The organism is uncultured Erythrobacter sp. (assembly GCF_947502395.1).
GTDB lineage: Bacteria > Pseudomonadota > Alphaproteobacteria > Sphingomonadales > Sphingomonadaceae > Erythrobacter.
The window spans coordinates 914373-940633 of the sequence record NZ_CANMZM010000001.1 but is presented as its reverse complement, the minus strand read 5'-3'; the positions used below and the strand labels follow the sequence as shown (position 1 = coordinate 940633).

Sequence of the window (26261 nt, the reverse complement as noted above, 5' to 3'; positions counted from 1 at the left end):
TGGGATAGAGAACGGTTTCAAACAAGTACCAATTGTGAGGTTTGCAGAAAGCTATGCGCCGCTTGCAGATAAACCAGATACGTATGAAAGTCCTAATCAGTTCCGCCCTGGCGGTTTCACTCGCGGCATGCGGGGCTGAGGCACCGGTTGAAGAAGCAGTCGCTGGCACTGCCGAAGGGGCATTTGAAGCCGGAGAGCAGGCTATTCCCGTCATGGGCGAGGAGGTGCGAATCCTCGCTTTTGGCGACAGCCTGTTCGCCGGATACAACTTGCCTGATGCGGATGGCTATCCCGAGAAGCTTGAGGCCGCGTTACGGGCGCGTGGAACCAATGCACGGGTGTTTGACGCAGGCGTTTCTGGAGACACCAGCGCCGCGGGCCGTGATCGGCTGGACTTCGTTCTTGCGGGGCAGTCTGAGAAGCCGGACCTATTCATTCTGGAACTGGGCGGGAACGATCTTTTGCGCGGCCTATCACCCGAAGAAACCCGCGCCAATTTTGAGACGATGCTGACAACTCTGACCGAGGCCGAGATTCCGGTGCTCATCATGGGAATGCGCAGCCCGCCGAATTATGGCCCCGAGTACACCGCCGCATTTGATGCGATTTATGCCGATATGGCAGAGAAGTACGATACCGAGCTGATTGGCTTTTGGCTGGAGGACATTTACGAGCAGCCGCAATTGTTCCAGTCCGACCGTATTCATCCCACTGCCGAGGGGATTGAGGCTCTGGTGACTTCGACAATTGACGAGATCGCGGCGGCGCTCCCGTCGGAGGGCGAGGGCTAGAGCCGCTCCAACTCGCCGCCACTAACCCGCCAGACCGCGGCTTCCTCCTCGATTTCGGCGAAGGGAGCTAGCTCGGTCCCGGTCATCCAGATTTGCGCTTTGCCAGCGCGCAGACGCTCGAACAGGGCCTTCCTGCGCACCGGATCGAGGTGAGCGGCGACTTCATCGAGCAAGAGCACGCTGGGCCTTCCAGAAGCGGCCAGAACGCCGTGCGCCAAAGTGATCGCGATCAACATCGCCTTTTGCTCGCCTGTCGAACATGATGCCGCCGGGGGTCCGGGAGAGCGGTCCGCCATCGCCATCACCACTTCCAGTTCATCGCGGTGAGGGCCGGTCAATGCGCGTCCTGCCGCGCGGTCGCGGGGACGGTTCCGAGCAAACTCGGCGAGCAGCTCTTCGGGAGTGGTGGGGCCTCCCGGGCGATAGGTCAGGATCGGCCGCGCAAAGGGTTCTGCCGGAAGTGCGGATAACTCATCGGAGAGCCGTGATACCAGCCGCGCGCGCGTCTCGGCGACGATACTACCATTCTGTGCAGCCTGTGCTTCTATCGCATCGAGCCAGCGCGCGTCGCCGCGTTCCTCAAGCAGTCGGTTGCGTTCGCGCAGGGCCGTTTCAAGCTGGTTCACAGCTTTCGCATGACCCGGCTCTATTGCCAGAGCCATCCGGTCGACAAAGCGCCTTCTTGCCCCAGCGCTATCGGTGAAGAGGCCATCCATTGACGGGGTGAGCCAAGCCACCGCGTGCCATTCACTCAAGGCAGACGCGCTCGCATCCGCACCGTTGATCCGCACGAGACGGCGCGTGGGACGCTCGGCCTCAGTATAGGTGCCAAGCCGTGCACTGGTCTGGCCCTGTTCGATCAGCGTTGCGCCAATGGCAAAGGCTTGCTGAGCACCACCCGCCGCAACCTTACGAGCAAGATCCGCTAGCGGCGCGCGCCTTAGGCCACGACCGGGAGAGAGCAGCGATATCGCCTCCAGCACATTAGTCTTGCCAGCGCCATTCTCACCCACCAGCAGATTGAAATGCTTAGGCTCCGCGAGCTGCGAGCTCGCGTGATTTCGAAAGTTCTGAAGGGTGATCTTCGTTAATGCCATGGCCGTAGAAGCGGTTAGCAGGGGTGAAGCGAAAGTGCAGCAGAGCTCAGTGCAGAATCCCCGATACTAACAGTTGGCGAAAAATACCAACCTTTCGGTTTGCTGAACAGCGCGTAAAGATTGTAAATCCGTGTAAACCCCAGAATTCTGCCGTTTTTCGAGTTTGGCACGTCTCCTGCAGTGTCATTTGTGTCCCCGGGGATGGCCTCGGGAAAAGCAATAAAGACCAATTAGGAGACCAACAATGTACGTATCAAACACCGCAAACCGTTTCGCAGCCGCAGCTTTCAGCCTCGTCGTTTCAGCTGCCATGTTCGCTTACGCAATCGTTCCTGCAAGCCCAACCCTCGCTTGATTTCAGGCGCTTAATCAACCCGTTCGAAAGGATCAAAACCATGTTCGCCAATGAAACTGCCAACCGCCTCTTCGCCGCTGCTTTCTCAGTTGTCGTGACCACGGGCGTATTCGCTTATGCAATCATTCCTGGCAGCCCAGCTATCGCCTGAATTGATCCGCATCACACTTCGCACTTCCCAGCAACAGGATAGGATAATGTACTCTTTCTTCGATCTTTCAAGCACCAAGGCGGCCCGTGTTATGGCAGCCACTGGAGCGTTGATTATTACCGTGATACTGATGGCCGGTGCCATCATCCCCGCCCAAGAAGGAACTGGGCCCAACACTGTACTTTTGACCACTGGAGTTCTCGCATGAGCAATTTGACCCAAAACAACAGCCGTCCGCCAAGCCGCGGATTCCGCCTCGACAAGCAGAGCGGCAAGCTGTTCGGTGTCTGCTCAGGCCTTGCCAATTGGTCCGGTGTTGACGCCCTGATCTGGCGCATCGGATTTGTAGGCGCGGTAATTCTGGGTGTCGGTTTCCCGATCCTCATCTATCTCGCCATCGCACTGATTGCCGACTGAGGCACGGCTGACCCGGTTTTCGGCCCGTTCAGTCACTGCCACTGGTCTCCGACGCACATTACTGAAAACCGGGAAGGGGTCTTTTTGGGCCCCTTTTTCGTGGACAATTAGAAAAGCCGACATTCCGCATGCGACCCAATTGCGGGGATTTGACCTTGCATGCGACAATTGCATTTAGAGTGTCATTTTCGTGCTATTGAGCGGTCCACGAGAGCCACACTGCGGTACGCAAGCTTGCAGCGGCTCTCAAACTCTGAATTTCCTGCGATACTTGCCGGGCGTAACGCCGAGATGTTTTCCGAACACGGTCGTCATATGCTGCTGACTGGCAAACCCACAGGCAAAAGCAATATCAGCGATGCTCTGTGTTCCTTGCAACATTTCGCGCGCGCGGCGCAGACGCGCTTGAAGGACATGCTGGTGCGGTGTCAGGCCTGTTTCGGCCTTGAACACGCGCTGGAAATGGAATGGTGACATGCCAACATGATCGGCCACTTCTTGCAACGCGACGTTCGCCTCCAGCCGCTCGTCCAGATAAGCGCGCGCGCGGACGACCTTGACCCGTTCCCCGCGCTGGGCCTGTTGCGCGAGTGCAGACTGCATGCGATAACTATGGTTCGAATAGTGGCTAAGCAGATGGGCCGCGATCACCCGGTCGAAACTGTCGAGCAGAAGTTGCGAAGGCGGATCGCCTGCTGCCATCTGCTCCATAATTGCTGGCGCGATCCCGCGAATGAAAGGGTCATCAATACTATGTCGGTCGATGATCGTCAGATCGGCGGCGTCATGCCCGGTCTCTGCCGTTGCAATTTCGCGTAGGACCGCGTCGTCCATGTAGAAATGCAGCACTTCGACTTCGCCGGAAGCCATCCAACGGCAGGCACGGTGGGCCGCGACGATCGTTGTCGTGCCGATGCCACCGACCGGCGTCGCCTGCTCACCCAGATACTGACGGTGCACGTCTGTTGCTCCGCCAAGGTGGAGCACAATCGTGTGATCAATTGCCGGAGGAACATCAACACCCTGCGAGAAATCCTGAAGCATACGCTGACTGCGCAGCCGCTCCCCGGTAAAACCGGCCAGCGTTGTAACGGCGAAAACATCCGCTTCCATGGTCTCACGAAGTCGAATTGCAGTCTGCGCTTCGTTGGTGGCAGCATCAGCCTGGAAGCCGGGCCAGAAATCGCCCGGATCCGAAAGGACTACGTCTTTGGGCTCGCTATTTTCGGACATTTTGTGCGGTCCCCATGGGCACCGGTTTTCCCTCCCGTTACGGCTTTTATCAAATCTTGCGCCGACTTACAGCATCTTGCTGCCAGCGCAAAGAAACACGGTCTTCCGCCGCATATAAGCGCATCACTGCGGTGGAACCGGCACCTAAGCGCAAGATAACGTAATGGCGCTGAGCCATGGAAGAGCCGGGTGAAGAATTGAGCCATAACCTACAGCATGGATCAGATTACCAACTCTTTTGCCACGACAGGCAACAAGGATAGGAGGAAGGCTCCTGACTTAGATGCCTTCGCTGGTGTCAGGATTAAGATGCTGGTTGCTTTGAGCATCAGCAACGCTTTGTTGCTGGGCTATGCTCTCTGGTTTTGGCTGCCGGAGTATTGGTATCTTCTGCTGGTGGCAGCCACACCGCCGACCTTGATTATCTCGATGGTCGCGATTGCAATGATGCGCACCAGATCAACCGTTCGTCGCGGCCTGGAGGAAGAACAGTCTACTCCGGCCACTAATCCTGACAAGTACGACGATTTGGAGGTAGACGAACCTTCTCTGGTTGCGGATGCCGAGAAGTCTGGTGGTACGAAGATTCCGCCAAACTTGGTAATTGCCGAGATTTGCCACCGGGTCGGCAACAGCCTGCAGACCACGACGAGCCTTATACGCAGGGCTGAGCGCCAGATGCGCAAGGACGCTGACCCGACTCAAGAAACGCACGCATGCGCCGATATTCTGGCCGTAATTGGCACTCGCATAGCGACCATCTCATTCGTACAAAACATGCTCTATTGCGAAGATCAGGCAATGGGCAAAGCGGGCCAAGTTACTCAAGCATCACTAACGGAATTTTTGCTAAGCTTGGTCGATCACCTTAAGATAATCCACGAGCGCCCCAATGTTATGATCCGGGTGGAGGTGACATCGACGGACGTCGGCTCAGAGCACATCCAGTCGGCAGGGTTGATTGTTTGTGAGCTCGTCACAAATGCTCTGCGTCACGGCTATAAAGTCGACGACCACGGAAACGTTGCGATTACCATTCGCGATGAGGCTCATCGCAGGGGATTTATTATGGAGGTCGCGGACGATGGATGTGGCATGAAGGGAACGCCGCAAAAAAGTGACACGGACAAGGGACTTTCGATCGTTGCAGATCTGGCCGCCGGTCTAGGATCTTCGGTGACATTCGTAGCATCCGACAAGGGGGTTCTTTGTCAAATAGCTCCGAATTAAGCCAACACCCAGAAACGCTTCAGCTAAAGACGGCAACGATGGGCTTTGGATAATCTAAGAACGACACTGAAGCGGGCCTGGTAGTTTACAGCCAAACGCCCCTTGGGATCTATTCCCAAGGCTGCTTGAGCGTCAGCTCTCACCCCCAATTTACGGCATACAGGTGCTATACGCGTAGTGTCTAAAGCGGAAAGTCTGTCTTCCTTTTGTACTTGTTCCACATAGCTGGTGCGCCAGCTACATCGCGCTGATCCCACCATCGAGCTTGATCTCTGCGCCGGTCATAAATCGGCTTTCATCGCTCGCGAGGTAGACCACGGCGTTGGCGATATCATTGGGTTCGCCGACGAACTTCAGCGGAATCTGCCGCGCCAGTTTGTCGAGCAGCACATCCTTGTCGAGCCGCGCCGCTTTGGCGGTGCCGTCGAGGATTGGCGTATCAACAAAGGTCGGGTGGATCGAGTTGCAGCGGATCTGCATGTTCTTCTTCGCGCAGTGTAGGGCGATCGATTTGGACAGCATCCACACCGCCGCTTTGGAGGCGTTGTAAGCGGGCATGGTGTCGCTCGCGATAAGTCCGGCGATGCTGGAAATGTTGATGATCGACCCGGGTGCGTGCTCGCGCATCAAGGGTAGGGCCTTTTGACAGCCGTGAAAGATGGAATCGACATTGATTGAGAAGCAGCGCTGCCAGTCGCCAAAATCGCAGTCCTCAATGTTGCCAGGCACGCCAATTCCTGCGTTGTTGACCAGCACGTTGAGCCCGCCGATTTCCTCGCGTGCGGCATCGACCGCCTTCTCCCATTGATCGGGGTCTGTCACGTCGTGAGCGATGCCGTGCGCGTGGCCGGCACCGCATTCCGAATTGATCCGCGCTGCTGTGTCCTCAGCACCCTGGCCATTGATATCGGTGCACAGCACGCGCGCACCTTCGCGTGCCAACAGCGTCGCGTGAGCCGCACCAAGTCCCTGAGCCGCGCCGGTGACCAGGGCCAATTTGCCTTCGCAGCGTTTGCCAGTGCTCATTTCAATTCCTCTCCGAGATTTTCAGGTGCCAGATATTCCGGCGTAAGCAGCATTCCGATCCGCACATCGACGCCGTGACCTGCCTCGCGCCACTTGGCAACAAAGTCAGACAGTTCGGCAAGAGCGACGCGGTGTACAGTGATGTTTTCATCTGGAAGTCCGCCGCCTTCGCTGACCTTGGTGAGGCCAGTCGCGCGCAGCAGGGTGAAGCATTCAGAGACCATGCCGGGGGAAGAGTAGAATTCTCCCAACACTTCCATTTTGGTAGCTTTGTAGCCGGTCTCTTCCTCAAGTTCGCGCGAGGCTGCATCGGAGGCGAGTTCGCCTTCGGCCCCATCATCGTCGCCAACCAGCCCTGCGGGTATCTCAAGGCAGAAGCGGCCCAATGGCACGCGGTACTGGCTCACCAGAATAACGTGACGGGTTCCGTCCGCGTCCTGATCTACCGCGATGATGGCGGCAGCACGGATGCCTCTGGTGCGCCCAACATATTCCCATCGCCCGCGTGTCTTGGCGGCGATGAATTTGCCCTCCCACCGAGTTTCCTCCGGAAGGTCAGCGTCTCCGTCTTTTTCGAAAGAGTCTTTGATGAAATTGTCGCCCGACATAAAATCCGCTCATCCTGAGCCTGTTGAAGCCTGTCCTGAGCGACTGACTGGTCAGTCAGTGAAGGGGATCGCCCTTCTTTCGCGGCCCAAGGTCAAAAAGTGAAGTACAGCCCTTCGACAGGCTCAGGGCGAACGGGTCAAGAGGGAAGTGATCAAACCTCAATCAAGCGGTCGGGCAACTCGTTTTCGTCCTCTTCGCCGCGTGGGAAGTGCTGAGAGAGGACAAAGCCCACATCGCGCACCCCAGCGGCCATACCTTCCGCGATCTGCCCCTTGCGGATGCGGACCAGCATGTCGCCCATCGCTTCGCCCCAAACCTCGGGCTCGACTTTCTCTGCAATGCTATCATCCGCGACGATTTCTGCCCGGTGCTCGCGCATTGAGAGGTAAATGAGGACGCCCGTTGCGCCAACCGTGCGGCGCTCTGCACCCACTTTAAAGTGCTTGATCGCCTGTTCGTGTGCACGCGAGGTCTTGACCGGGTTGGGGATAATGAAGAATTTAAGGGGTTGCCACTGTTGAAGGCCCAGCATGATCACAAAGGTGAGGAGGCCAAGACCGATGGTCATGCTGGCCAGCTCTCCGGTGGTCCATTCATGGCTCCACCCACCAATCAGCATGTCCCAGAAGTTTAGAAACGGCTCGGGCAAGGCGGCAAACAGGCTCATGGCAGTAAAGCCCAGGCCGGCTGCCCACCACAAGGCCACGTCGTTGTAGTCGTCTGACCGGTCGGCCAGAACGGTCACTATTTCGCCCGATGTCGTCAGCTCCGCTTCGGCTACTGCGCTGGAGACGATCTTGTGCTGTTCTTCATTAAGATAGCTCATGCCTCACCAACCCCCAGAGGCGCCGCCGCCTCCAAACGAGCCGCCACCACCGGAGAAGCCGCCGCCAAATCCTCCACCGCCGCCCCAGCTTGAGCCGCCGCTGCTGCCTCCGCCTGACATGGCGCCGCGCGCAATGGCCGTGCCGATTTCCCAGAGGATGATATTGCCCACGGCACTTCCGAAGTCGTCATCGTCATCGTCGTCATATTTGTCACGCTTGCCCCAGGGGCCTTTTCCTTTGGAGCGGTAACGCCGCCGCCTTCGCGCGCCCCGCATGATCGGGAGCACGAAGAAAAAGAACATAAAGCCAAGCCAGATCAGCACGCCGAAAGGAAAGCCGCCGTCGCTTTGCCGTGTCTCGGTCGCGTCTATCGCTATTGGCCCAGCTATATCGGGGGGCAAAACCAATTGGGTAATGATCGCGTCCGTGCCAGCCACAATCCCCCCCGGCATATCGCCATCACGAAAGCGCGGGAGGATGTCATTCTGAATGATCAGCGAGGAAAGTGCATCGGTGAGGTAGCCTTCAAGGCCATAGCCCACCTCGATCCGCACTTTGCGGTCATTGGGCGCAACGATCAGAAGCGCGCCGTCATTCCTCTCCGCATCACCCAGGCCCCATTCGCGGCCCAGCTGATAACCATAATCGGAGATATCATAACCCTGAAGATCGGGCACCGTGGTGACCACCAGCTGACGCTGCGATTGGGTCTCGAGAGCTTCCAATTTGGCGGTCAACTGTGCTTCAACATCAGCGGGGATGATGTCAGCGGTATCGACCACGCGCCCTGTGAGCGCCGGGAACTCAGGCTGAGCGTAGGCGGGGGACGCGAGAAATGCGAAAAATGCAGTGATGATGAGCGCAAGGCGTCTCATGCAGCTTCCTTCAATTCATAGGTTGTCGCTTCGTCAATCAGGCTATCGACCCCGGCCACTATTCCGCTCTCGTAATTGCCATTGCGAAAGTGAGGCAACATGTCCTCTTGGATTATCCGGGAGGCCTCTTCGTCTTTTACACTCGTTTCGAGGCCAAGGCCGACTTCTATGCGTACTTGGCGTTCGTTGGGGGCGACTAATACCAGTAAGCCGTCATTGCGTTCTGCACTGCCGAGGCCCCATGCGTTTGCTAGGTCGAACGAGTAAGTGGAAATGTCATATCCATCGAGCGAGGGAGTGGTGGCGACCACCAACTGAGGTCCAATCTCGTTCTCAAACGCTGCAAGAGCCTCAGTCAATTCGCGTTCTACAGGTTCGCTGATGATGTCAGCTGTATCGACCACGCGCCCCGACAGTTTGAATGCCGGAGAGCCAGAGTTTGCAGTATCAGCACTGATATCAGCAGAAGTTTCGGCGGCGCACCCCGAAAGGAGGAGCGCCGCCAAACCGGTCAAAAGAACGCTTTTGCTCAAACTTAGTCCGACGTCAGATCAAGCGAAGGAGCTTCTTCTGCGCCCTCGGTCACTGCGCTGTACGGTGCCAGAGGCTCCGCGCCGTGGATGATGTTTGCACCGATCGTATCGGGGAAGGTGCGGATCGTGGTGTTATACTTGCGCACCGCTTCGTTATAATCACGCAGCGCCACCGCGATGCGGTTTTCCGTGCCTTCCAACTGGCTTTGCAGCGCGAGAAAGTTCTGGTTCGACTGGATCTGAGGGTAGGCTTCAAAGCTTGCAAGCAGACGGCCGATGCCTTGTCCCAATTGGCCTTGCGCAGCGGCAAACTCTTCCATCTTGGCCGCGTCGCCAAGGTCATCAGCAGAAATCTGGACACTGGTTGCTTTGGCGCGTGCTTCGGTCACACCCAAAAGGATGGCCTGTTCATTCTCTGCTGCACCCTGAGCAACTTCGGCAAGGTTTGGGATGAGGTTTGCACGGCGCTGGAACTGCGCTTCGACATCGGCCCATTTGGCCTTTGCCTCTTCCTCAGCGGCCGGGACTGAGTTGATCCCGCAAGCGGCCAGCGTCAATGAAACGGCAGCGACGACAATGCCGCGCCCGAAATTGCGAAAATTCATGAAATCCCTCCTTTGTGCTGCATCAAGTGCGCCTAGGCATCTCGCAGCGAAACTCACGTGTATTGCTGATATAGGGCACCGAAGTACCTGATTCAAGCCGTGCAAAGTGTTGTAACCTGCGCTTGGCATCCAGTAAATTACCTGCAAGAGAGCCTCCAAGAAAGATAAAGATTGGGGATCACAATGCTTAACGAGTTCAAGGAATTCATCGCCAAGGGCAATGTTATGGAGTTGGCGGTTGCGGTTATTATCGCAGGCGCGTTTGGCACGATCGTCGCCTCGCTTACTGGCGATGTGATTATGCCAATCGTTGGATACTTGTTTGGCGGTGCGGATTTCTCTTCGCAGTTTATCCTGCTTTCCGCTCCCGAAGGCTATGAAGGATCGATGACAGACTACGCCGCTCTGAAAGAGGCTGGTGCCGCGATGATCGGTTACGGCGCGCTGATCACCACGATCATCAACTTTATCATCCTGGCTTTCATCATCTTCCTGCTGGTGCGCTATGCCAACAAGGTGAAGGAAGCGACCGAAAAGAAAGAGGAAGCGGCGGCTGAAGAGCCGGCCGGTCCAAGCGAAATCGATCTTCTGATCGAGATCAGAGACTCGTTGAAGAAGTAGGGCGAGAGCGCATTCAGGCGCAGCTCTCGTACATACACTTCACATTAAGCGGGCAGAGCCTATATAGGTTCTGCCCGTTTTTTGCGGGCTATGGCGATAAATTGCTGCGTGCAATAGGTACAACGGACCCGGGGGCAGTACCCGGCGGCTCCACCATAACCCTCGGTATTTGCGAGGTTTTTGGCTCTTTTCGAGGGCTTATGATGGGGCCGAACTAGGATCGACGTGGACTGAAAAGCGTAGTTTTTGCCCGGGCTGAAAACCCCGTAAAACTGTTCATCTTTATAAGTGCAAACGATAACGAAGCACTCGCAATCGCTGCGTAATGTGACGGCCTAACGGCCTGAATTTACAAAGCCTATGCGCGGTTGGGCCCACCGGGCAACAGAAGCGGATTCCGGGGGCCCGGGGGGGCCTAGCAACAGAACCCCCCACCTTGATACGGAGATTTTTTGAACACGATTGCTAGCTGACGCTGATCCTACATGAGGTCAGCATGAGATTCTGCGCCGCGAGAGATGTGTCTCTTAGCGGCATTTTGCATATCCGATTCAAAGAAAGCTCAAACATTGCAAAACAATCCAATTCGCCCGCTAAAGCGGGCCGATCTCGAACGCGTCGCTTTTCTTGTCGACGTCAATGAGATGTTTCCTTCCGAAATGCTGCCTGAGATGACTTCGGGGCATTTCGCCGGAGAAGCTGATTCACATCGCTGGATCGTATTCGACGACGGCACGGTCAATGCCGCAGCGTACTACGTGCCTGAGCCTCTTACGGACGGCACTTGGAACGTTCTTATGATTGCAATCGACCCGGCCGAACATGGTCGTGGTATCGGCGAACAATTGATGCGCTTCGTAGAACGGGAACTGGCTAACGAGGGCGTGCGCGTCCTGCTGGTCGAAACCTCGGGCATGCCCGATTTCAAGCGGACCAGAGGCTTTTATGACATGCTTGGATACGAGCGAGAAGCACGCATCCGAGAATACTACGGCCGAGGTGACGACAAGGTCATCTTCCGCAAGGAGCTGTGATTATGAATGGTCAGGGCGCGGTTTGGGCTGCGCTCCGGCTTTTTGAGCGTCAGCCAACTCCGCCTTTAACTCTTCCAGCTCTTTCTTCGCCTTCAATGAGTCCAAGATCGCCGCGCCACCCATCAGCACTGCAACGCAAGCTGCCAGAAACAGTGCCTCGCCCCAATAGGGTGGGAAGGTCTCAAGGTAGACAAGCCCGCGATTGGTTGCACCGAGCGCCAAGGCATAGATAATCGCGAACGCTTCAAAGCGGTTCTTGATCACGAAAAGACGCCCAATCTTGCGCAGCATTCTTACTCCTTGCTCGTTTTTCCTAGAGCAAGCCGCGTGCCAAGAACGGATTACTGCGGCTCTTAAGGGTTAACGGGAAGATAAGTGTAAACCCGACCGACTCTCGGTTGCAAACGCGTTAACCTTGACCTGTTCAAGCCTCACGCAAGCTTCTGAAGATCCAGCATTTCTAGCAGAGCCAAGCGGGCCGCTATCACGCTTTTGGCCAGAGCTTCGCTGCCGATATCGGCTGGATCGATTTGCTCAGGCCAAGCCTTTGCAATGACACGCTCCATTTGGTTGGCCTTGGTCTCATCGAGCAGGAAGCGCGGATCGACCGTGGCCGGATCGCACACTACGCGCAGGCGCAGGCAAGCAGGACCGCCGCCATTGGCCATGCTTTGGCGCACATCGACCGGGACCACTTCGCGGATGGGGCCGTTGGAGGCCATCATCTCTTCGCAATAGGTCCAAACAGTGGGGCTCTCGCGGCATTCCTCGGGGACGATGAGATTCATGCTCCCATCGGGCAGGGTGACCAGCTGAGCGTTGAACAGATAGGTCCGGATCGCCTCTGCCATGCTCACCGCTGATGAGGGCACCTCGACCACTTCGAGCGCGGGGAATTTAGTGCGGATTGCCTCATAGGCACCTTGTTGATCGGTGAAGGCTTCTTGGTGGGTGAAGAGCACGCGCTCGTTTACAACGCTCACCACGTCATTGTGGAACGCGCCTGCTTCGATGGTTGCGGGGTTCTGTTCAATGAAAACGCATTTGGTCGTGTCGAGGCCGTGCAGCCTTGCAACAAGGCGGCTGGCCTGTTCGTGCTGGCGGGCGGGGAAACGACCGCCAGGCTTGCCGTAGACGAAGAGCTCGACACCCGCAGATCCATGGCCTTCACAAAAGCGTCCGTGATTGGCAGCGCCTTCATCGCCAAAGGTGGGTGGGACGGCATCGTGCACGGCAAAGTGTTCTTTGTCGCCAAACGCGATGTCGAGTTGAGCTTTGGTGTCTTGCCATTCTTGCGCGCGGTGAAGCATTGTGATGAGATTGGCCGGTGTCAGGTGGCATTTTCCGTCCGCAGTGTCCGGCGCTGGCGAGACAGTCGCCGCATTGGCGGTCCACATGCTTGATGCCGACCAAGGTGCTGCACGCAAGGCTGCCGCTTCGCTTCCGTCATAGGCAAGCGCAGATTGCAATGCGCCATTGGGGCGGGGGAGGGGGAGAAGGAAACCTTGCACCCCAAGCCGCGCCAGATTGCCTCGCATCTTGGCCAGACCCTGAAGCGCAGCGGCCCGTGGGTAAGACGGATCGCCCTTGTGGCTCGCACTCGCAATATTACCCAGGCTCAACCCCGCGTAATTGTGGCTGGGGCCAACGATTCCGTCGAAATTGATCTCTTTGAGCATTAGCGGGCAACACTCCATACCGTGTCACCCTCTGAGATATCGAGCGCGTCTGCGGCAGCTGAATCGATAGCAATCCCACCGTCTTGATCAAGGATCCGTGCGCCATAACAGGCACGAAAATCAGATAGCCGGCCAGTTGCGAGGATGGCGCGCTCGCCTTCTTCTATATCCATCGCAGTGACACTCGCCTTCACGCTGTTCTTGACGCTTTCGACGTTGTCCGTGCGCGCGGTCATGCTGGGCCCGCCATCAAAAATGTCGACATAGCCCTCATAGGCAAAACCCTCGTTCTCAAGCATGCGCATCGCCGCTCTGCCAGAGAGGTGGGGCACGCCGATCACTTTACGAGCATCTTCGTCGAGCATCGCGACATAGACGGGGTGCTTGGGCATCAGGTCGGCGATAAATTGATTACCATTGATCGCGTTGAAATAGTCCGCCTCGTTGAAGGTCATTCCGAAGAAACGCCCCGCGACATTGTCCCAGAAGGGACTATCGCCGCGCTCATCGATGATGCCGCGCAGCTCAGCCAGAATGCGGTCGGCAAAACGCTCGCGGTGCATGGCGATGAAGAGATAGCGACTGCGCGCGAGCAAAAGACCGTGCCCGCCAGCGCGCTCATTGGGGTGAAGGAAGAGTCCACCAACCTCGCTCGATGCTTCCAGATCGGTCACGAGATTGAGCATCTCGGTGCGCACCGTACGGTCAAGCTCTTGGCTGTATTGGGTGAGTGTGTTGAGCCGGTAGGAGTAGAACGGCCATTGCTGGCCTACCATTGTCATCAACTGGCAAGTGCCGCGCACAGCGCCAGTCTTGGGGTCTTCCAGCACAAGCACGAATTGCTCATCGCAAAGCTCATGGCCCGTGTTCTCAAACGCAGCAGCCGCGCGTTCCAGCTTGGCGGTCAGCGCCTTGCGATCGGCAGGCAGATTGGTGAAGCCGCCCCCGGTGAGCTTTGCCATCTCATACAGATGTTCCAGATCGGAAAGGCGCGCGGCGCGCAGGCGAAAACTCAAGAAAGTGCCCCCTCATCAAGACGCTGTATCACCCTCGCAGAAAGAGCCGCCCGTTCGGCCAAGCTTTCGGTGATCACAAACTCTTGCGGGGAGTGGATCGATCCCCCTCGCACGCCCATGGTGTCCACCACCGGGATACCGCAAGCGGCGATATTGTTGCCATCACACACGCCGCCTGTCGACTTCCATTTGATATCCTGACCAAGTTCTGCACCGCATTGGCGCACCAGATCGAATAGCTTCTGGGCCTTCTCATCGACCGGCTTGGGTGGACGAGTGACCCCGCCATGGGTGTGGGTCGATATCTCATGAATGGTTTCAAGTGTGCTCAGTAGACCTTTGAGATCACGTTCAAATTGCTCACCCACTCCGGTTGATTGCGGGCGAATGTTGAAACGCAGGACCGCGTGATCCGGCACCACATTATTGGCAGAGCCTCCCTCGATTTTTGCGGGATTCACGGAGATATCGGGGCAATGTAACGCTTTCAACTTCACCGCTAAATCGGCCGCGGCTACGATGGCGTTGCGTCCGTCATCAGGGTTGCGGCCGGCATGGGCGGATTTGCCGGTTATGATTACGGAATAATTCCCGCTTCCTCCGCGAGCATGAGCAAGCGTGCCATCAGGAAGCGCGGCTGGCTCGTAAGTGAGGGCCGCCAGCTTGCCACGCGCCGTCTCTGCGATCAGGTCCGCGCTGGCGAGCGATCCTGTTTCCTCATCGGAATTGAGAAGCACATCATAGCCAAGTGACCCTGCGCCTGTGTTCTGCTCAAACGCCATCAGCGCGTGGAGCATTACTGCGATGCCGCCCTTCATATCGGCCACGCCAGGACCGCCAAGAACGCCCTCTTCAAGCCAGGTCAGCCCCTGAAACGAGTGACCTTTTGGGAATACGGTATCCATATGGCCAGTTAGCAAGATGCGGCGGTTGGCGGTGGGTCGCACGCGCAGCACCATGTGCTTGCCGTGAGGCTTTTCGAATTCAGTGCCGTCGGCTGCTACCGCCGTGACGGGAGCCGGATCTACAAACTCGACCTCTCCTGGAAGTGCCGAAAACGCTTTAGCCAGAATGTCCGCTTGCCGCGCGAGCCCATCGAGGTTCGCCGTGCCTGTGTTGATCGCGCACCAAGCAAACACCTGCTCCAGCATGGTGTCTGCATCGATATCGGAAGTGGCGATTTGGCTGGTTGGTTTCATCAGAAACGATTTCTAGCGGAGCGGCGGAAACTATCAAGCCGGTCGTCAATCGAGGTGGTGACGTTAGGTCACGATTGCATTGTCTTATGTCTTTGGCCATAGGAGCCATCGTCCTCCTCCCCGGGATCCATCTTTATGGTATCTGAGGACGTTTATGCACGATTACACCGCCCGAGCTGGCCTTTCTGTCGATAGCCGATTGGCCGATCTGTTGGAGACCCATGTTCTGGCTCCGCTGGGCCGGGATGTCGGTGCCTTCTGGCAAGGTTTTGCGGACTTGCTTGCTTCATACGCGCCGCGCAATGCGGAACTTTTGGCCAAGCGCGAAGCTCTGCAAGCGAAGATTGACGCTTATCACATCGGGCGCGCTGGTAAGCCGCATGACGCGGCCGAATACGAAGCCTTCCTGCGTGAGATCGGCTATTTGGTGCCAGAGCCCGGCGACTTCCAGATTGGCACGCAGAACGTGGATGCAGAGATTGCCACGATGGCAGGACCGCAGCTCGTGGTTCCGATCCTCAATGCGCGCTTCCTGTTGAACGCAGCCAATGCGCGCTGGGGCAGCCTCTACGACGCTTTCTACGGCACCGATGCGCTCGACGCACCGGCTGCTAGACCCAGTGGTTATGACGAAGAACGCGGCGCTGCGGTGATCGCTCGCGGGCGGCAATTCCTTGATGAGACCCTGCCTCTGGTGGACCAGAGCTGGGCCGACCTGAAAGATGAAAACGACGGCAAGCTTCTGGACGAAAGCCAATGGGTGGGCTTCACCGAAAAGGGCTTATTATTCCAGAACAACGGTCTCCATATCGAAGTTGTTTTCGACCGCGAAAGCCCGATCGGAAAGACCGATAAAGCGGGCATCGCCGATATCAACCTCGAAGCGGCGCTTTCCACTATTGCCGATTGCGAGGATTCGGTTGCGGCGGTCGACGGCGAGGACAAACATCTCGCTTACACCAATTGGCTCGGCGTAATCCGGGGCGATCTGGAAGAGAGCTTCAATAAGGGCGGTCGCACGCTGACCCGCACTCTCAACGGCGATAAAACCTACAAAGGCAGCGCGGGTCAGACCCATGCTGTGTCTGGCCGTTCGATGATGTTTGTGCGCAATGTCGGGCACCTGATGACCAATCCGGCGATCCTGCTGCCCGATGGGAGCGAGATTCCGGAAGGGATCATGGATGCGGTCTTCACTTCGGCGATCAGCACTTTGGATGTCGAAGGTCACGCTAGATACGGTAACTCCAAGCACGGCAGCATCTACATCGTGAAGCCCAAGATGCACGGGCCAGAAGAATGCGCCTTCACCAATGATTTGTTCAACGCGGTGGAGGATCTGCTGGGTCTCGAGCGCTACACGATCAAGGTCGGCGTGATGGACGAAGAACGCCGCACCTCTGCCAACCTCGCCGCGTGTATTGAGGCGGTGAAGGACCGGATTGTCTTCATCAATACGGGCTTCCTTGATCGCACGGGTGATGAGATCCATACATCCATGCGCGCTGGCCCGATGATGCGCAAAGGCGCGATGAAGGGGAGCGATTGGCTGGGGGCCTACGAAGCGCGCAATGTCGCGATTGGCCTTAAGCACGGCCTCTCTGGCGTCGCGCAAATCGGCAAAGGCATGTGGGCCGCGCCCGATCTTATGGGTCAGATGATGGTCGAGAAAATCGGTCACCTTCGCGCAGGGGCCAACACTGCATGGGTGCCATCGCCCACAGCTGCAACCTTGCACGCGCTGCATTATCACGCCGAAAACGTGTTCGACATTCAGAAGGATTTGCCAGAACCTGCTGGGCTCGAAGCGCTGCTCTCGATCCCGCTCGCTGAGGGCACCAATTGGTCCGACGAAGAGCTGCGCGAGGAGCTCGACAACAACTGCCAAGGCCTGCTCGGTTATGTGGTGCGCTGGGTCGATGCGGGTGTTGGATGCTCCAAGGTCCCTGACATCAACGATGTGGGCCTGATGGAAGACCGCGCAACCTTGCGCATTTCCTCACAGCATCTTGCAAACTGGCTGCTACACGGTGTCGTGAGCGAAGAGCAGATCATGGACAGCCTTACCCGCATGGCGGCAAAGGTTGACGCGCAAAACGCTGGCGATCCAGACTACCAACCGCTGATCGGCAATGAGGATGCGCCCGCCTTTAGCGCTGCCAAGGACTTGATCTTTAAAGGGGTAGAGCAACCCTCAGGCTACACCGAGCCATTGCTTCACAGTTGGAGGCAGGTGAAAAAAGCGGGCTAATGCCAGCCTATTGCTTGGGCTCGATATCGTCCCAATCGATATCGAGCTCGCCCAAGTCGAATTCGATATCGAGGCCGGTCTCGGCATCTTCCATTGCTTGTAGCGCCTCTACGCCCCCTTCGGCGAGGGTCGCAAGTTTCTCTAGGTCACCGGTGACGGCCATGCTCATCATGGCGACTTCGCTTGCCACTTCTTCAAGTGACAGATCATCATCGAACGTCGCAAGAGTGGTAAGCTTTACGCGACAAGCATGATCGTTTAGCGATTTGATTTCATAGGTTTCAACCGACTTTACCAGTGCGAACAGTTGCGGCTCCATGGCTGCCTCAAGCGAATATCTCTTGCTTGCGACCTGATCGATTACGCGGAACTGAAAGACCGTATCGAGACCCTCCATGATCATTTCGAACTCGTTATCTGTCCCCTCAACGGCTCGCACACTTGCACCTGTTTGGGCGTGACGAAATTTCGGATCGGCAACATTAATCAGCGAGAAAACGTCTGAGGCCGCACAGTCGACTTCTACCTCAGCGGTGAATTCGATTGGGCCTTCGATCATTTGCTTTGATTCAAACACAGCTATCTCCATCACACCTTCGCGATGGTTGTCCGATTACGCGAAAAGCCTTAACGCTCTTTGCTCAAAGCAAAAGCCAACGCGACAAACTCCTCAACGCTCACCGTTTCAGCCCTGCGCGTGGGATCGATACCCACAATCTCCAGCGCATCCAGAGCGCCGCTCACGCCTTTGAGGCTCTGCCGAAGCATCTTGCGACGTTGGCCAAAGGCGGCCTCGGTCAGGCGTTCGAGCGTCTTGGCGGATACACTTGCCGGAGCTTCTTCGGGCGTCACATGCACAATAGCGCTCATCACCTTGGGGGGCGGGGTAAAGGCGCTGCGGTGGACTTTCATGGCGAGCTTGGCTTGCCCGCGCCATTGAGCGAGCACTGCCAAGCGTCCGTAGGCAGATCTGCCCGGCTTCGCGACAATCCGCTCGGCCACCTCGCGCTGGAACATGAGGGTGAGCGATTGCCAAAGCGGCGGCCAATTCTCGCCCGACAACCACCGCACAAAAAGGGCTGTGCCAACGTTGTAGGGCAGGTTCGAGAGCACGTGAAACGGCGCGCCGCCCATAATCTCTGCGTGGTCGAGCTTCATCGCATCGCCCTGGATCACAGTCAGCTGGTCAGGAAAGGCTTCGCTCAATTCCTTCAGTGCCGGCAGACATCGACTGTCCATCTCGATGGCGGTGACATTGGCTCCGGCTCGCAAAAGTGCGCGGGTAAGGCCGCCGGGGCCGGGCCCGACTTCGAGCACATTCGCGCCCGACAGATCGCCGGGTAGCGCGGCGATACGGTCGAGCAATTGTTCGTCGAGAAGGAAGTTCTGACCCAGCGCCTTGCTCGCGGAGAGTCCGTGCTTTGCGATGGTCTCTCTGATGGGCGGAAGGTCAGTCACCTAGGGATGCGCCCGTGAAGCAGCGCATTCGCCCGCCATACGGATCGCAGCGATCATGGCACAAGCATCAGCCTTACCTGTTCCCGCGATGTCAAAGGCCGTCCCATGATCGGGCGATGTGCGGATGATTGGCAGGCCCAAAGTTACGTTGACGCCTTGGTCAAACTCGAGTGCCTTGATCGGGATAAGCGCCTGATCGTGATACATACACAGCGCCGCATCGTAGCTGGGTCGCAAGAGCGGGGTGAACATTGCGTCTCCAGGGACGGGCCCGAATACGTTCACATCCTTGGCCTTCAACGCCTTGATCGCCGGTTTGATGATGCGCGCTTCCTCGTCGCCAAACTGACCGTCCTCGCCCGAATGAGGATTAAGCCCGGAGATCGCGAGGCGCGGGGCAGAAATGCCGAAGTCGCGTTTGAGAGCTGCGTCGACGATCATCGCCTTATGCTCGATTAGCTCTTGAGATAGGAGCACCGGCACTTCTGTCAAAGCGACATGCACGGTAATTGGCACGGTGCGCAATGTCGGCCCTGCAAGCATCATCACCGCGTCCTCAGGCGCTAATCCGCAAACGGCGGCGAGAAATTCGGTTTGGCCGGGATAGTCAAAGCCCACTTTGCCGAGCTGTGATTTGCTGACTGGAGCAGTTACAACCCCGCTCGCCTGTCCCAGCAGGACTGAACGTACTGTTTCGGCCAACGAATGCAGCGCGAGCGCAGCGCCTTCTTCGCTCGGGCTTCCGGGAGTGTACGCGGCATCACTGCCGACAAGGACTGGCAGGCCTTCATCAAACGCACCTACTGCTTCGCGGGCATCCGCAATTGCAATGATGTCGCAGTCAACGCCGCACGTGTTTGCGCAAGCGTGCAGCACATCGAACCCGCCAACCACAAAGAAGGGTTGACCGCCATTTTTGCGCTGTTGATAGGCGCGGAGAATGATCTCGGGACCGATACCCGCCGGATCACCAAGCGAAATCGCAAGCGGTAAACCTGTCACCGCATGCGCACCCTAATTGTACTCGATATAGGCGTCATTGCGCAGGTCGCGCAGGTAACGCTGGGCGCGCTTGTTGATGCGCTCCTCTTCGATTGAGTTCATCACTGACTGGAAGGTCGGCGCACCGTCATCTTCCGGATCGTCGCGACCGCACAGAACCAGCACGCGAACACCGTCTTGTGCTGTGCCGAAGGGCGGTGTCGCCTGCCCTACCTGCATGTTGAGCAGGATCGTCTGAAGTTGCTCAGGCAGTTGACGAACTTGAATCTGCGGGTTTGACACCACCGATGCTCCAATCGCTGCCGTTGCATTCTCGGCGTCGGAACAACCACGAAGCGATTGAACATAGGTGCCGAATTCCGCGACCTTGGTGTTCGCATCTGCCTCAGAAATACCTTGAGGAAGATCAAGCGAGATTTGCTTCAGGCTTAGCACGGAATCGCGCGGATCAGCCGTCAAGATACGCCGCTTATCAATGAGATACATGATGGTATAGCCACCTGGGATGGCGATCGGCCCCACCAATTGCCCCGGTTGCATCTGTAGGGCAGCATCCGCCATCGCTTGCGGCAGAGTTGCGAGCCGCAGAAAGCCTGTGTCGCCCCCTTGGATCGCGGTTGAGGCCTCCGAAAACTGGCGCGCATAGGCGACAAAGCTTCCACCTTGCTGAAGCTGTTCAACGATGCGTTGCATGTTTTGGAGCACCGCCTCGCGGTTCTCGTCATTAGCGCTCAGGTAGATTTCGCCAAGACGGTATTCTTCTGTTCCGCGCGAGGCTTCAAGCCGTTCAAGCACACCGGTCACTTCTTCAGCCGCGACATTAACGAATGGGCTGATGTTGCGGCGAATGAGGTTTTCCCAAGCAAGCTCGCCTTCGATTTGTCGCTTCAGAGCGTTGGACGAGGAGCCGATGGACTCGAGATACTCGTCCATCGCATTGGCTTCCTGGCCGAAATTCTGCGCTGCCAACTGGCTGTAGGTCTGTTCGATCTGAGCTTGTTCCACTCCGATCTCTTGCGCTTGGGCGGCTTGAATCTTGATTGTTTCATCAATCAGATTGCGGAGCACCTGAGAACGCAAACGCTGCAATTCCTCATCAGAAACCTCGGCTTCACTAGCGTTGGTCACGAGCTTCACACGCTGCTCAATGTCCGTGCCAGTGATCACGTAGCCATTGACCACGGCGGTCGCGCTTCGCTCATTAGGGCTGACATCGCCCAGAAGCGTTACATTGTCCGGCAAACCAAGTGGATTGCCGGGAGCAGCCGCATTGGGAGCACCGTTCTGAGCTACAGCCGGCACGAAAGGCACTGTCGAGGCTGCAAGAGTGACGGCGCCAAGGGCCATGAGAGGTGTGCGGAGTTTTGAAAATGCCTTGATGGTCACGATGTTGATCCCGGTTTTACGCATCATATGATTTGTTCTATTCGGAGCTGAGGGCAGGACTTGGGCACACTTGACGCGTGCCAATTGGCGATCCCGTTTCTGCCAAAGTCCATCCCCAACTATTCGGCCCCAGCTTAACAGAGGCTGAGTGTCGTTAGTGAGGCGCCTTAACCCCTTTTTGCACCGCTGCAAACGCGAATGCGCGTTCTAGATCAACGGAAGCCCAGATTTCGCAGAGCGAAAAAGACCTGAAAGCTGTTGCCCTCTTCCGCATCCCCAAAGGTGATGAAGTCGCGCCTCCAGGTGGCGCCGAATTCGATGCAGTCGTCGCGGTAGGCAATGCCGAACCGTGTCCGGATCGGTTCAAAGCCATCCGGGGCAAAGACCGGGTCTTCATCTTCATTGGTGAGGTTAAAGACCCCTGACCCGAATACCGACCAATTTCGTCCTATTGTGATGCGTGCGGCGGCGCGCAATTCTTCGCGGTCAGGCAAATCTTCGACCGTCTGAATGTCGCGGTCGAGCCGCAAATAGCCCAACTCAACGTAGTTTCGCTGTGACCCAACCGTCGCATCGATTTCATTGCGGCGCACGGCCACGTTATCTTTGTCCAGGCGGAAGCGATGGGTGAAGGAGACAAAGTTGCGAAAGCGCACCTCTGTCCGTCCGACAAAATCGGAGAAACGATCTGACAGACCGGTACCGTCCGGAAAAATCTCTTCCTCGTTTGAGAGGCGATAGGATTGACCGATATTGGTCTTTACCCGCCATCCTGGACGGTTGACTTCCCAATCCATGCCGTAGGTCACGCGTGCGCCGTCTTCGACCCGGTCATAGCCAGAGAAACGGTTGAGCGCGAACAGGTTTGAATCTTCCAAATCGATCGCCCGCGCGTCCTCGTTTGGAATATCAAGGTTACGGGTTGGCGGGCTGGCGACGAATTGAACGCGCGGGGTGAAAACCTGTGTTCCGCCGAAAGCTTCACCCACGAGCGGCCATTCAATATCGACCGCAGCCGTAGCCACTCCGCGCGCGGTAAAGCCCTCATTGCCGCGAAACGCTTCCGTGACAGTGGAGAGCGTGTCATTGGTGTTGTAGACGTCACCGCGTAGGAGTCCGGTGAATGTCACCAGTTGACCTAGTGGTGTGAGGGTCTTCTTGTCCCAACGCGCGCCCGCAAATGCACGCTGCGTGTCCTGCCCCTCGGTTCGAAGCAGGCTCAGCGTGTTGGCTTGCAATTGGAATTGGCCGCCGAGCAGGTCTTCATCGAAATTCCGCCGATAATCGATCGCCGGGATCGCCACAGGGATTTGGCCTTGATCCGCCGCAATCCGCAGTGTTTGCGTCGCCCATCCAGCGATACTCAGGTAGGAATTGTCATCAATCCGCTCGAGATTGATGGTCGAGCGCAGCCGATCATCGCGGCTGATGTCATAGCGGCGAAGAAAGGTACGGTCTGAGGCGACGCGGACCGATCCCGTGAGGGTCCAATTCGGCGAAAGAATGAAGCTGCCATTGGCAAAAAGGTGCCCGCGCGGCTCGTTTGTGGTGGTAGGTGCGACGCCAAAATTGGCCACCCGCCGACTGTTGGTCGCATAGCCGGTGATCTGGTAAGCACCCTTTTCCGTAAAATGCCGCCACTCTGCACTGACCAAAGGGGGAGCCTCGGTAAAGACACGGGCACCTAATGTAAGGTCTTTGTTGTCAGCGATTCGGGCGTAGTACTCACCCGATAGCTCAATCCCGTTCACCTGATCGATGCGGAAGTCAGGAACTAGAAACCCGCTTTCTGCGCTTCCATCTGTGCGCAGGGCAAGGCCCGGCAGGGGTAAAAGTCGCGTGCCGAAAATTTCTAGCGTCGCCCCTTCGAATCGGATGCGATTTTCAGCCGGATCAAACATCACCCGGTCAGCGGTTATGCGCCAGCTTGGGTTTCGCGCGCAGCCTTTTTCATCGGTGACAGGGCACGCCGAATAGGCAGCGTGGTTAAGGCTTACTATGCCATCTTCGCCGCGATCGGCAGAGCGGGCCGCAAGCCGCCCTCCAGTGCGAAGCGCGAGCAAGAGCTCATCCATGGCACCCGCTTCAAAAGCATCGTTGAGTTCAACAGTCTCTGTGAAGACCTGATTGCCGGCCCGATCGACAAAGCGAACCGAGCCACTCGCCTTGATCGCGCCAGTTTTCCGGTCCCAGACCACTTCATCGGCACGTACGGAGGCTTGTTCATTTCGTAGTATCACATCGCCGCGCGCGATGATGGTCTCGCCTTCGGAATCGTAGGCGACCTCATTGGCTTCGAAGGATATCTTCTGGCCAATCTCGCCCTCTGATCGCTGGCCTTGGGAATCCGGCGAAACTTGATCACTGGATGTAGGCAAAGGGATTTGCTCAGGCGCTTCTTGCGCAATGGCAACGGGGGCAAGAGCGACGCTACCGAGCATCATCGCGCTTGCGAGCGCGGCCTTGCCGCTAGCCTTCCGCGCGCAGCTGCGCTGAAATCCCTTCACGCTGACCCCGTAAGTTCCCGACATGGCTTGCCTATTGCACCGCTCACGCCTAATCGCAATCGCGTTTCCGGGCATTGGAACTCTTGCCCACGGTCAGGCGTTCTTGGGCGTCGGTCAAAGCACTCTCAATTTTGCGCCCGCGCGTTGGGCCAACTCTTTGGAACAGTCATGCAAATCCTTTTCACAGACACATCTCCTGCTCAAACGCGTGTAAGAGCGACCATCGTCAACCAGGGCGATACGCCAGAAGGTCTCGATCCGGTCCTCATCGAGGGTGCTGAGGCTTCGCGATTTAAGGGCAATGCGGGGCAAGTGTTTGAGGGCTTTGCAAGCGTGGATGGTGCGACCAAGCGGATCGCTCTCGTCGGCGCTGGAGAGAAAGGTGCGGACGATCGCCGTCTCAAACTGGAACGTGCAGGCGGCGCAGCGGTCGCGAAATATCTGCGGTCGGGTGAAGGAGAATTGGTGTTGGACCTTGGCAAGACAGGGTTGTCGGCAGAGGATGCGGGCGCCGTGCTTTTAGGAGCGAAGCTGCGCAGCTGGGCGCATGACGAATACCGCACCAAGCTTTCTGCTGACAAAAAAATCTCGTTGAAGACCGTCCATGTGGTCGGCGCACCAGAGGGCACCGAGTCCGATTGGGAGCGCAATGCCGCCATCGCGCGCGGGGTGGAGTTCACCAAGAAGCTTGTCACTGAGCCTGCAAATATCGTTTACCCGGAAAGCTTCGTCGCGCTTTGTCAAGAAGCGTTTGCGGGAACCGGCGCGGAGCTGGTTGTGCTCGGCGAAGCAGAGATGACTGAGCTAGGCATGGGCGCGCTGCTTGGCGTTGGACAAGGCTCTCGACGCGAATCGCAATTGCTCGCCATCCGCTGGAACGGCGGCAAGGAAGGTGATAAACCTTCGGTATTCGTCGGCAAGGGCGTGACCTTCGATACCGGCGGCATTTCGATCAAGCCAGCACCGGGTATGGAAGACATGAAGTGGGACATGGGCGGCGCTGGCGCAGTGGCTGGCGGAATGCTCGCAGTCGTATCGCGCAAGGCGAAAGCGAACGTCATTGGCGTTATGGGCCTTGTTGAGAACATGCCCGATGGCAATGCGATCCGCCCCGGCGATGTCCTCACCACGATGAGCGGCCAGACGGTCGAAGTGCTTAACACCGATGCGGAAGGTCGCCTTGTTCTCTGTGATGCGCTGCATTGGGCGCAGGAGACGTTTGACCCGGCTCAAGTGGTTGACTTCGCGACCCTGACCGGTGCGATGATTGTAGCGCTCGGCAATGAGCACGGCGGTCTCTTCGCCAATGATGACGCGCTGGCGGACAAGCTTCTGGCGGCGGGCAAGACCACCGATGACAAGCTGTGGCGCATGCCGATCGGGCCAGCATACGACAAGCTCATCAACTCACCCATCGCCGATATGAAGAACATCGGTGGACGCTGGGCGGGTTCGATCACCGCGGCGCAATTCCTCCACCGCTTCATCAAAAAGGGCACCCCTTGGGCGCACTGCGATATTGCGGGCATGGTGTGGTCGGACAAGCCGGGCGCAACCCACGAGAAGGGCGCAACCGGGTACGGTGCGCGGCTGATCGACCAGTTTGTCGCCGATTACGCTGAGTAATCTCGCCGTCCTCAAGTAGCGAAGCGGTAGGACAACAAAGATGCCCAGAATGCGGAAGAAATCAGATCTTCCGTCCAAAATCTGTGAGACCTGCGGGCTCCCGTTTAGCTGGCGCAAGAAATGGGCGCGGGAGTGGGAGAATGTCCGCTATTGTTCTGAGCGGTGTAAGCGGTCCAAACAATAGCGCCTCGACCACCCGCTCCCTACACCCTGATCATACTCCGGTGCGAAAATCCGGGTGGAAGGGTGGAGGGAGCGGGTGGCTTGGTCTAACGGTACCTCATGAAAGTCGATTTCTGGCAGCTCTCTAGCGACCCGGTTGAAAAGGTCGTCTCTCTGATCGCGCAGCGAGTCATGGACAGCGGCGAGCGTTTGCTTGTGGTGAGCAAATCACCCGATCAACGTCAAACCGTATCGCGCGAACTTTGGAAGGCGGGATCGGAGAGTTTTTTGGCCAATGGGGAGGCAAGCGGGGCAGGCGCAGCGAAGCAGCCAATCTTGTTATCCGACGCGACCGATGCGCCCAATTCGGCCAGCCACGTGATCTTTGCTGACGGTGAATATCGCGAACAATCGGGCTTTCAGCGGGTCTTTCTGCTGTTCGACGATGATACCCTCGACGCAGCCCGCGCGACTTGGCGCAGTCTCGACGGCATCGACGATCTCGAACGCGCCTTCTTCCGTCAGGACGGCGGCAAATGGATCAAGGTTGCCTGAACTCTTGCGCTCAGCC

The 26261-nt window shown here is 57.4% G+C and carries 29 protein-coding genes and 1 other RNA gene; 13 read left to right on the top strand and 17 right to left on the bottom strand.

From position 1 onward, the window contains the following. The first annotated feature begins 83 nt into the window (after positions 1-83). Positions 84-791 carry an arylesterase gene (locus Q0778_RS04610; protein WP_298303840.1) on the top strand — a complete coding sequence of 236 codons (708 nt, stop codon included), beginning with the start codon at positions 84-86 and terminating at the stop codon, positions 789-791. Here the strand turns inward: Q0778_RS04610 and recF are convergent. Beyond that, complete coding sequence (gene recF / locus Q0778_RS04605; RefSeq protein WP_298334354.1) at positions 788-1888, bottom strand: DNA replication/repair protein RecF; 1101 nt, start codon at positions 1886-1888, stop codon at positions 788-790. The genes Q0778_RS04610 and recF overlap by 4 nt on opposite strands. Positions 1889-2132: 244 nt before the next feature. Between recF and Q0778_RS04600 the strand changes: the two genes are divergently transcribed. The 4 genes from Q0778_RS04600 to Q0778_RS04585 are packed head-to-tail and all read left to right on the top strand — an operon-like array spanning position 2133 to position 2811. Beyond that, complete coding sequence (locus tag Q0778_RS04600) at positions 2133-2243, top strand: enoyl-CoA hydratase (RefSeq protein WP_298334352.1); 111 nt, start codon at positions 2133-2135, stop codon at positions 2241-2243. 40 nt (positions 2244-2283) lie between these two features. Next, positions 2284-2394: an enoyl-CoA hydratase gene (locus Q0778_RS04595; RefSeq protein ID WP_298303845.1), complete on the top strand. Its 111-nt coding sequence runs from the start codon at positions 2284-2286 to the stop codon at positions 2392-2394. 46 nt (positions 2395-2440) lie between these two features. Then, a complete protein-coding gene (locus Q0778_RS04590; RefSeq protein WP_298303848.1) occupies positions 2441-2602 on the top strand; it encodes a hypothetical protein in 162 nt (53 codons plus the stop codon). Then, positions 2599-2811, top strand: a complete 213-nt coding sequence (locus tag Q0778_RS04585; protein ID WP_298303849.1) for a PspC domain-containing protein — start codon at positions 2599-2601, stop codon at positions 2809-2811. The genes Q0778_RS04590 and Q0778_RS04585 overlap by 4 nt, the downstream gene beginning before the upstream one ends. Before the next feature lie 246 nt (positions 2812-3057). Here Q0778_RS04585 and Q0778_RS04580 read toward each other — a convergent pair whose 3' ends face one another. After that, positions 3058-4044 carry an AraC family transcriptional regulator gene (locus Q0778_RS04580; RefSeq protein ID WP_298334350.1) on the bottom strand — a complete coding sequence of 329 codons (987 nt, stop codon included), beginning with the start codon at positions 4042-4044 and terminating at the stop codon, positions 3058-3060. 216 nt (positions 4045-4260) lie between these two features. Between Q0778_RS04580 and Q0778_RS04575 the strand changes: the two genes are divergently transcribed. Beyond that, on the top strand, positions 4261-5274 hold the full coding sequence (locus Q0778_RS04575) for a sensor histidine kinase (protein ID WP_298334348.1): 1014 nt from the start codon (positions 4261-4263) through the stop codon (positions 5272-5274). A gap of 237 nt (positions 5275-5511) precedes the next feature. Here Q0778_RS04575 and Q0778_RS04570 read toward each other — a convergent pair whose 3' ends face one another. The 6 genes from Q0778_RS04570 to Q0778_RS04545 all read right to left on the bottom strand — a co-directional run bounded on the left by Q0778_RS04570 (position 5512) and on the right by Q0778_RS04545 (position 9749). Then, positions 5512-6300, bottom strand: a complete 789-nt coding sequence (locus tag Q0778_RS04570; protein ID WP_298334346.1) for an SDR family oxidoreductase — start codon at positions 6298-6300, stop codon at positions 5512-5514. After that, a complete protein-coding gene (locus tag Q0778_RS04565; RefSeq protein WP_298334344.1) occupies positions 6297-6908 on the bottom strand; it encodes an NUDIX hydrolase in 612 nt (203 codons plus the stop codon). The genes Q0778_RS04570 and Q0778_RS04565 overlap by 4 nt, the downstream gene beginning before the upstream one ends. Positions 6909-7060: 152 nt before the next feature. Next, the gene (locus tag Q0778_RS04560) at positions 7061-7735 is read right to left on the bottom strand and encodes a hypothetical protein (RefSeq protein WP_298334342.1); all 675 of its coding nucleotides are present in this window, start codon (positions 7733-7735) and stop codon (positions 7061-7063) included. A gap of 3 nt (positions 7736-7738) precedes the next feature. Beyond that, a complete protein-coding gene (locus Q0778_RS04555; RefSeq protein ID WP_298303863.1) occupies positions 7739-8611 on the bottom strand; it encodes a TPM domain-containing protein in 873 nt (290 codons plus the stop codon). Then, a complete protein-coding gene (locus Q0778_RS04550) occupies positions 8608-9144 on the bottom strand; it encodes a TPM domain-containing protein (protein ID WP_298303865.1) in 537 nt (178 codons plus the stop codon). Before Q0778_RS04550 ends, Q0778_RS04555 begins: the two co-directional genes overlap by 4 nt. A gap of 2 nt (positions 9145-9146) precedes the next feature. Beyond that, positions 9147-9749 carry a LemA family protein gene (locus Q0778_RS04545; protein WP_298334340.1) on the bottom strand — a complete coding sequence of 201 codons (603 nt, stop codon included), beginning with the start codon at positions 9747-9749 and terminating at the stop codon, positions 9147-9149. A gap of 183 nt (positions 9750-9932) precedes the next feature. On the opposite strand from Q0778_RS04545, the gene mscL reads away from it, so the two are divergent. The 3 genes from mscL (at position 9933) to Q0778_RS04530 (ending at position 11404) form a co-directional block, all read left to right on the top strand. Then, positions 9933-10370, top strand: a complete 438-nt coding sequence (mscL, locus tag Q0778_RS04540) for a large conductance mechanosensitive channel protein MscL (protein ID WP_298334338.1) — start codon at positions 9933-9935, stop codon at positions 10368-10370. A 34-nt stretch (positions 10371-10404) separates the two neighbouring features. After that, positions 10405-10770: a transfer-messenger RNA gene (gene ssrA / locus Q0778_RS04535) on the top strand. A gap of 169 nt (positions 10771-10939) precedes the next feature. After that, positions 10940-11404, top strand: coding sequence for a GNAT family N-acetyltransferase (locus Q0778_RS04530; protein WP_298334337.1), 465 nt, complete (start codon positions 10940-10942; stop codon positions 11402-11404). Here the strand turns inward: Q0778_RS04530 and Q0778_RS04525 are convergent, their stop codons facing one another. The 4 genes from Q0778_RS04525 to Q0778_RS04510 all read right to left on the bottom strand — a co-directional run bounded on the left by Q0778_RS04525 (position 11405) and on the right by Q0778_RS04510 (position 15298). Then, positions 11405-11695, bottom strand: coding sequence for a hypothetical protein (locus tag Q0778_RS04525; RefSeq protein ID WP_298334335.1), 291 nt, complete (start codon positions 11693-11695; stop codon positions 11405-11407). It lies immediately after the preceding gene. Between the two features lie 140 nt (positions 11696-11835). After that, positions 11836-13083, bottom strand: a complete 1248-nt coding sequence (locus tag Q0778_RS04520; protein WP_298334333.1) for an N-succinylarginine dihydrolase — start codon at positions 13081-13083, stop codon at positions 11836-11838. Next, positions 13083-14099, bottom strand: coding sequence for an arginine N-succinyltransferase (locus Q0778_RS04515; protein ID WP_298303880.1), 1017 nt, complete (start codon positions 14097-14099; stop codon positions 13083-13085). The genes Q0778_RS04520 and Q0778_RS04515 overlap by 1 nt, the downstream gene beginning before the upstream one ends. Further along, complete coding sequence (locus tag Q0778_RS04510; protein ID WP_298334331.1) at positions 14096-15298, bottom strand: hydrolase; 1203 nt, start codon at positions 15296-15298, stop codon at positions 14096-14098. The genes Q0778_RS04515 and Q0778_RS04510 overlap by 4 nt, the downstream gene beginning before the upstream one ends. Positions 15299-15452: 154 nt before the next feature. Here Q0778_RS04510 and Q0778_RS04505 point away from each other — a divergent pair, with 154 nt between their 5' ends. After that, positions 15453-17549: a malate synthase G gene (locus tag Q0778_RS04505; protein WP_298334329.1), complete on the top strand. Its 2097-nt coding sequence runs from the start codon at positions 15453-15455 to the stop codon at positions 17547-17549. Between the two features lie 7 nt (positions 17550-17556). Here Q0778_RS04505 and Q0778_RS04500 read toward each other — a convergent pair whose 3' ends face one another. From Q0778_RS04500 to lptD, 5 genes are all read right to left on the bottom strand, one after another. Further along, the gene (locus Q0778_RS04500) at positions 17557-18126 is read right to left on the bottom strand and encodes a hypothetical protein (protein WP_298334327.1); all 570 of its coding nucleotides are present in this window, start codon (positions 18124-18126) and stop codon (positions 17557-17559) included. Positions 18127-18176: 50 nt separating this feature from the next. Next, complete coding sequence (rsmA, locus tag Q0778_RS04495; RefSeq protein ID WP_298334324.1) at positions 18177-19007, bottom strand: 16S rRNA (adenine(1518)-N(6)/adenine(1519)-N(6))-dimethyltransferase RsmA; 831 nt, start codon at positions 19005-19007, stop codon at positions 18177-18179. Next, a complete protein-coding gene (pdxA, locus tag Q0778_RS04490) occupies positions 19008-20009 on the bottom strand; it encodes a 4-hydroxythreonine-4-phosphate dehydrogenase PdxA (RefSeq protein WP_298334320.1) in 1002 nt (333 codons plus the stop codon). It abuts the gene before it with no gap. Positions 20010-20021: 12 nt separating this feature from the next. After that, complete coding sequence (locus Q0778_RS04485) at positions 20022-21422, bottom strand: peptidylprolyl isomerase (RefSeq protein WP_298334318.1); 1401 nt, start codon at positions 21420-21422, stop codon at positions 20022-20024. 185 nt (positions 21423-21607) lie between these two features. After that, on the bottom strand, positions 21608-23926 hold the full coding sequence (gene lptD, locus Q0778_RS04480; RefSeq protein ID WP_298303894.1) for an LPS assembly protein LptD: 2319 nt from the start codon (positions 23924-23926) through the stop codon (positions 21608-21610). A gap of 144 nt (positions 23927-24070) precedes the next feature. Here lptD and Q0778_RS04475 point away from each other — a divergent pair, with 144 nt between their 5' ends. The 3 genes from Q0778_RS04475 to Q0778_RS04465 all read left to right on the top strand — a co-directional run bounded on the left by Q0778_RS04475 (position 24071) and on the right by Q0778_RS04465 (position 26245). Beyond that, positions 24071-25528 (top strand): leucyl aminopeptidase, encoded by a 1458-nt coding sequence (locus tag Q0778_RS04475; RefSeq protein WP_298334316.1) that lies wholly within the window; start codon positions 24071-24073, stop codon positions 25526-25528. A 40-nt stretch (positions 25529-25568) separates the two neighbouring features. Continuing rightward, on the top strand, positions 25569-25712 hold the full coding sequence (locus tag Q0778_RS04470) for a DUF2256 domain-containing protein (protein ID WP_298334315.1): 144 nt from the start codon (positions 25569-25571) through the stop codon (positions 25710-25712). Positions 25713-25810: 98 nt separating this feature from the next. After that, a complete protein-coding gene (locus Q0778_RS04465; RefSeq protein WP_298303901.1) occupies positions 25811-26245 on the top strand; it encodes a DNA polymerase III subunit chi in 435 nt (144 codons plus the stop codon). Positions 26246-26261 lie beyond the last annotated feature (16 nt).

Excerpts from the sequence above, each read along its gene's own strand:
- Q0778_RS04560 (WP_298334342.1), bottom strand. The coding sequence starts at position 7,735 with ATGAGCTATCTTAATGAAGAACAGCACAAGATCGTCTCCAGCGCAGTA.
- Q0778_RS04565 (WP_298334344.1), bottom strand. The coding sequence starts at position 6,908 with ATGTCGGGCGACAATTTCATCAAAGACTCTTTCGAAAAAGACGGAGAC.
- Q0778_RS04570 (WP_298334346.1), bottom strand. The coding sequence starts at position 6,300 with ATGAGCACTGGCAAACGCTGCGAAGGCAAATTGGCCCTGGTCACCGGC.
- Q0778_RS04520 (WP_298334333.1), bottom strand. The coding sequence starts at position 13,083 with ATGCTCAAAGAGATCAATTTCGACGGAATCGTTGGCCCCAGCCACAAT.
- Q0778_RS04555 (WP_298303863.1), bottom strand. The coding sequence starts at position 8,611 with ATGAGACGCCTTGCGCTCATCATCACTGCATTTTTCGCATTTCTCGCG.
- Q0778_RS04600 (WP_298334352.1), top strand. The coding sequence starts at position 2,133 with ATGTACGTATCAAACACCGCAAACCGTTTCGCAGCCGCAGCTTTCAGC.
- Q0778_RS04595 (WP_298303845.1), top strand. The coding sequence starts at position 2,284 with ATGTTCGCCAATGAAACTGCCAACCGCCTCTTCGCCGCTGCTTTCTCA.
- Q0778_RS04485 (WP_298334318.1), bottom strand. The coding sequence starts at position 21,422 with ATGATGCGTAAAACCGGGATCAACATCGTGACCATCAAGGCATTTTCA.
- Q0778_RS04545 (WP_298334340.1), bottom strand. The coding sequence starts at position 9,749 with ATGAATTTTCGCAATTTCGGGCGCGGCATTGTCGTCGCTGCCGTTTCA.
- Q0778_RS04590 (WP_298303848.1), top strand. The coding sequence starts at position 2,441 with ATGTACTCTTTCTTCGATCTTTCAAGCACCAAGGCGGCCCGTGTTATG.
- Q0778_RS04465 (WP_298303901.1), top strand. The coding sequence starts at position 25,811 with ATGAAAGTCGATTTCTGGCAGCTCTCTAGCGACCCGGTTGAAAAGGTC.
- Q0778_RS04610 (WP_298303840.1), top strand. The coding sequence starts at position 84 with ATGAAAGTCCTAATCAGTTCCGCCCTGGCGGTTTCACTCGCGGCATGC.
- Q0778_RS04575 (WP_298334348.1), top strand. The coding sequence starts at position 4,261 with ATGGATCAGATTACCAACTCTTTTGCCACGACAGGCAACAAGGATAGG.
- Q0778_RS04585 (WP_298303849.1), top strand. The coding sequence starts at position 2,599 with ATGAGCAATTTGACCCAAAACAACAGCCGTCCGCCAAGCCGCGGATTC.
- mscL (WP_298334338.1), top strand. The coding sequence starts at position 9,933 with ATGCTTAACGAGTTCAAGGAATTCATCGCCAAGGGCAATGTTATGGAG.
- Q0778_RS04510 (WP_298334331.1), bottom strand. The coding sequence starts at position 15,298 with ATGAAACCAACCAGCCAAATCGCCACTTCCGATATCGATGCAGACACC.
- Q0778_RS04470 (WP_298334315.1), top strand. The coding sequence starts at position 25,569 with ATGCCCAGAATGCGGAAGAAATCAGATCTTCCGTCCAAAATCTGTGAG.
- Q0778_RS04505 (WP_298334329.1), top strand. The coding sequence starts at position 15,453 with ATGCACGATTACACCGCCCGAGCTGGCCTTTCTGTCGATAGCCGATTG.
- Q0778_RS04580 (WP_298334350.1), bottom strand. The coding sequence starts at position 4,044 with ATGTCCGAAAATAGCGAGCCCAAAGACGTAGTCCTTTCGGATCCGGGC.
- lptD (WP_298303894.1), bottom strand. The coding sequence starts at position 23,926 with ATGTCGGGAACTTACGGGGTCAGCGTGAAGGGATTTCAGCGCAGCTGC.
- Q0778_RS04475 (WP_298334316.1), top strand. The coding sequence starts at position 24,071 with ATGCAAATCCTTTTCACAGACACATCTCCTGCTCAAACGCGTGTAAGA.
- recF (WP_298334354.1), bottom strand. The coding sequence starts at position 1,888 with ATGGCATTAACGAAGATCACCCTTCAGAACTTTCGAAATCACGCGAGC.
- Q0778_RS04525 (WP_298334335.1), bottom strand. The coding sequence starts at position 11,695 with ATGCTGCGCAAGATTGGGCGTCTTTTCGTGATCAAGAACCGCTTTGAA.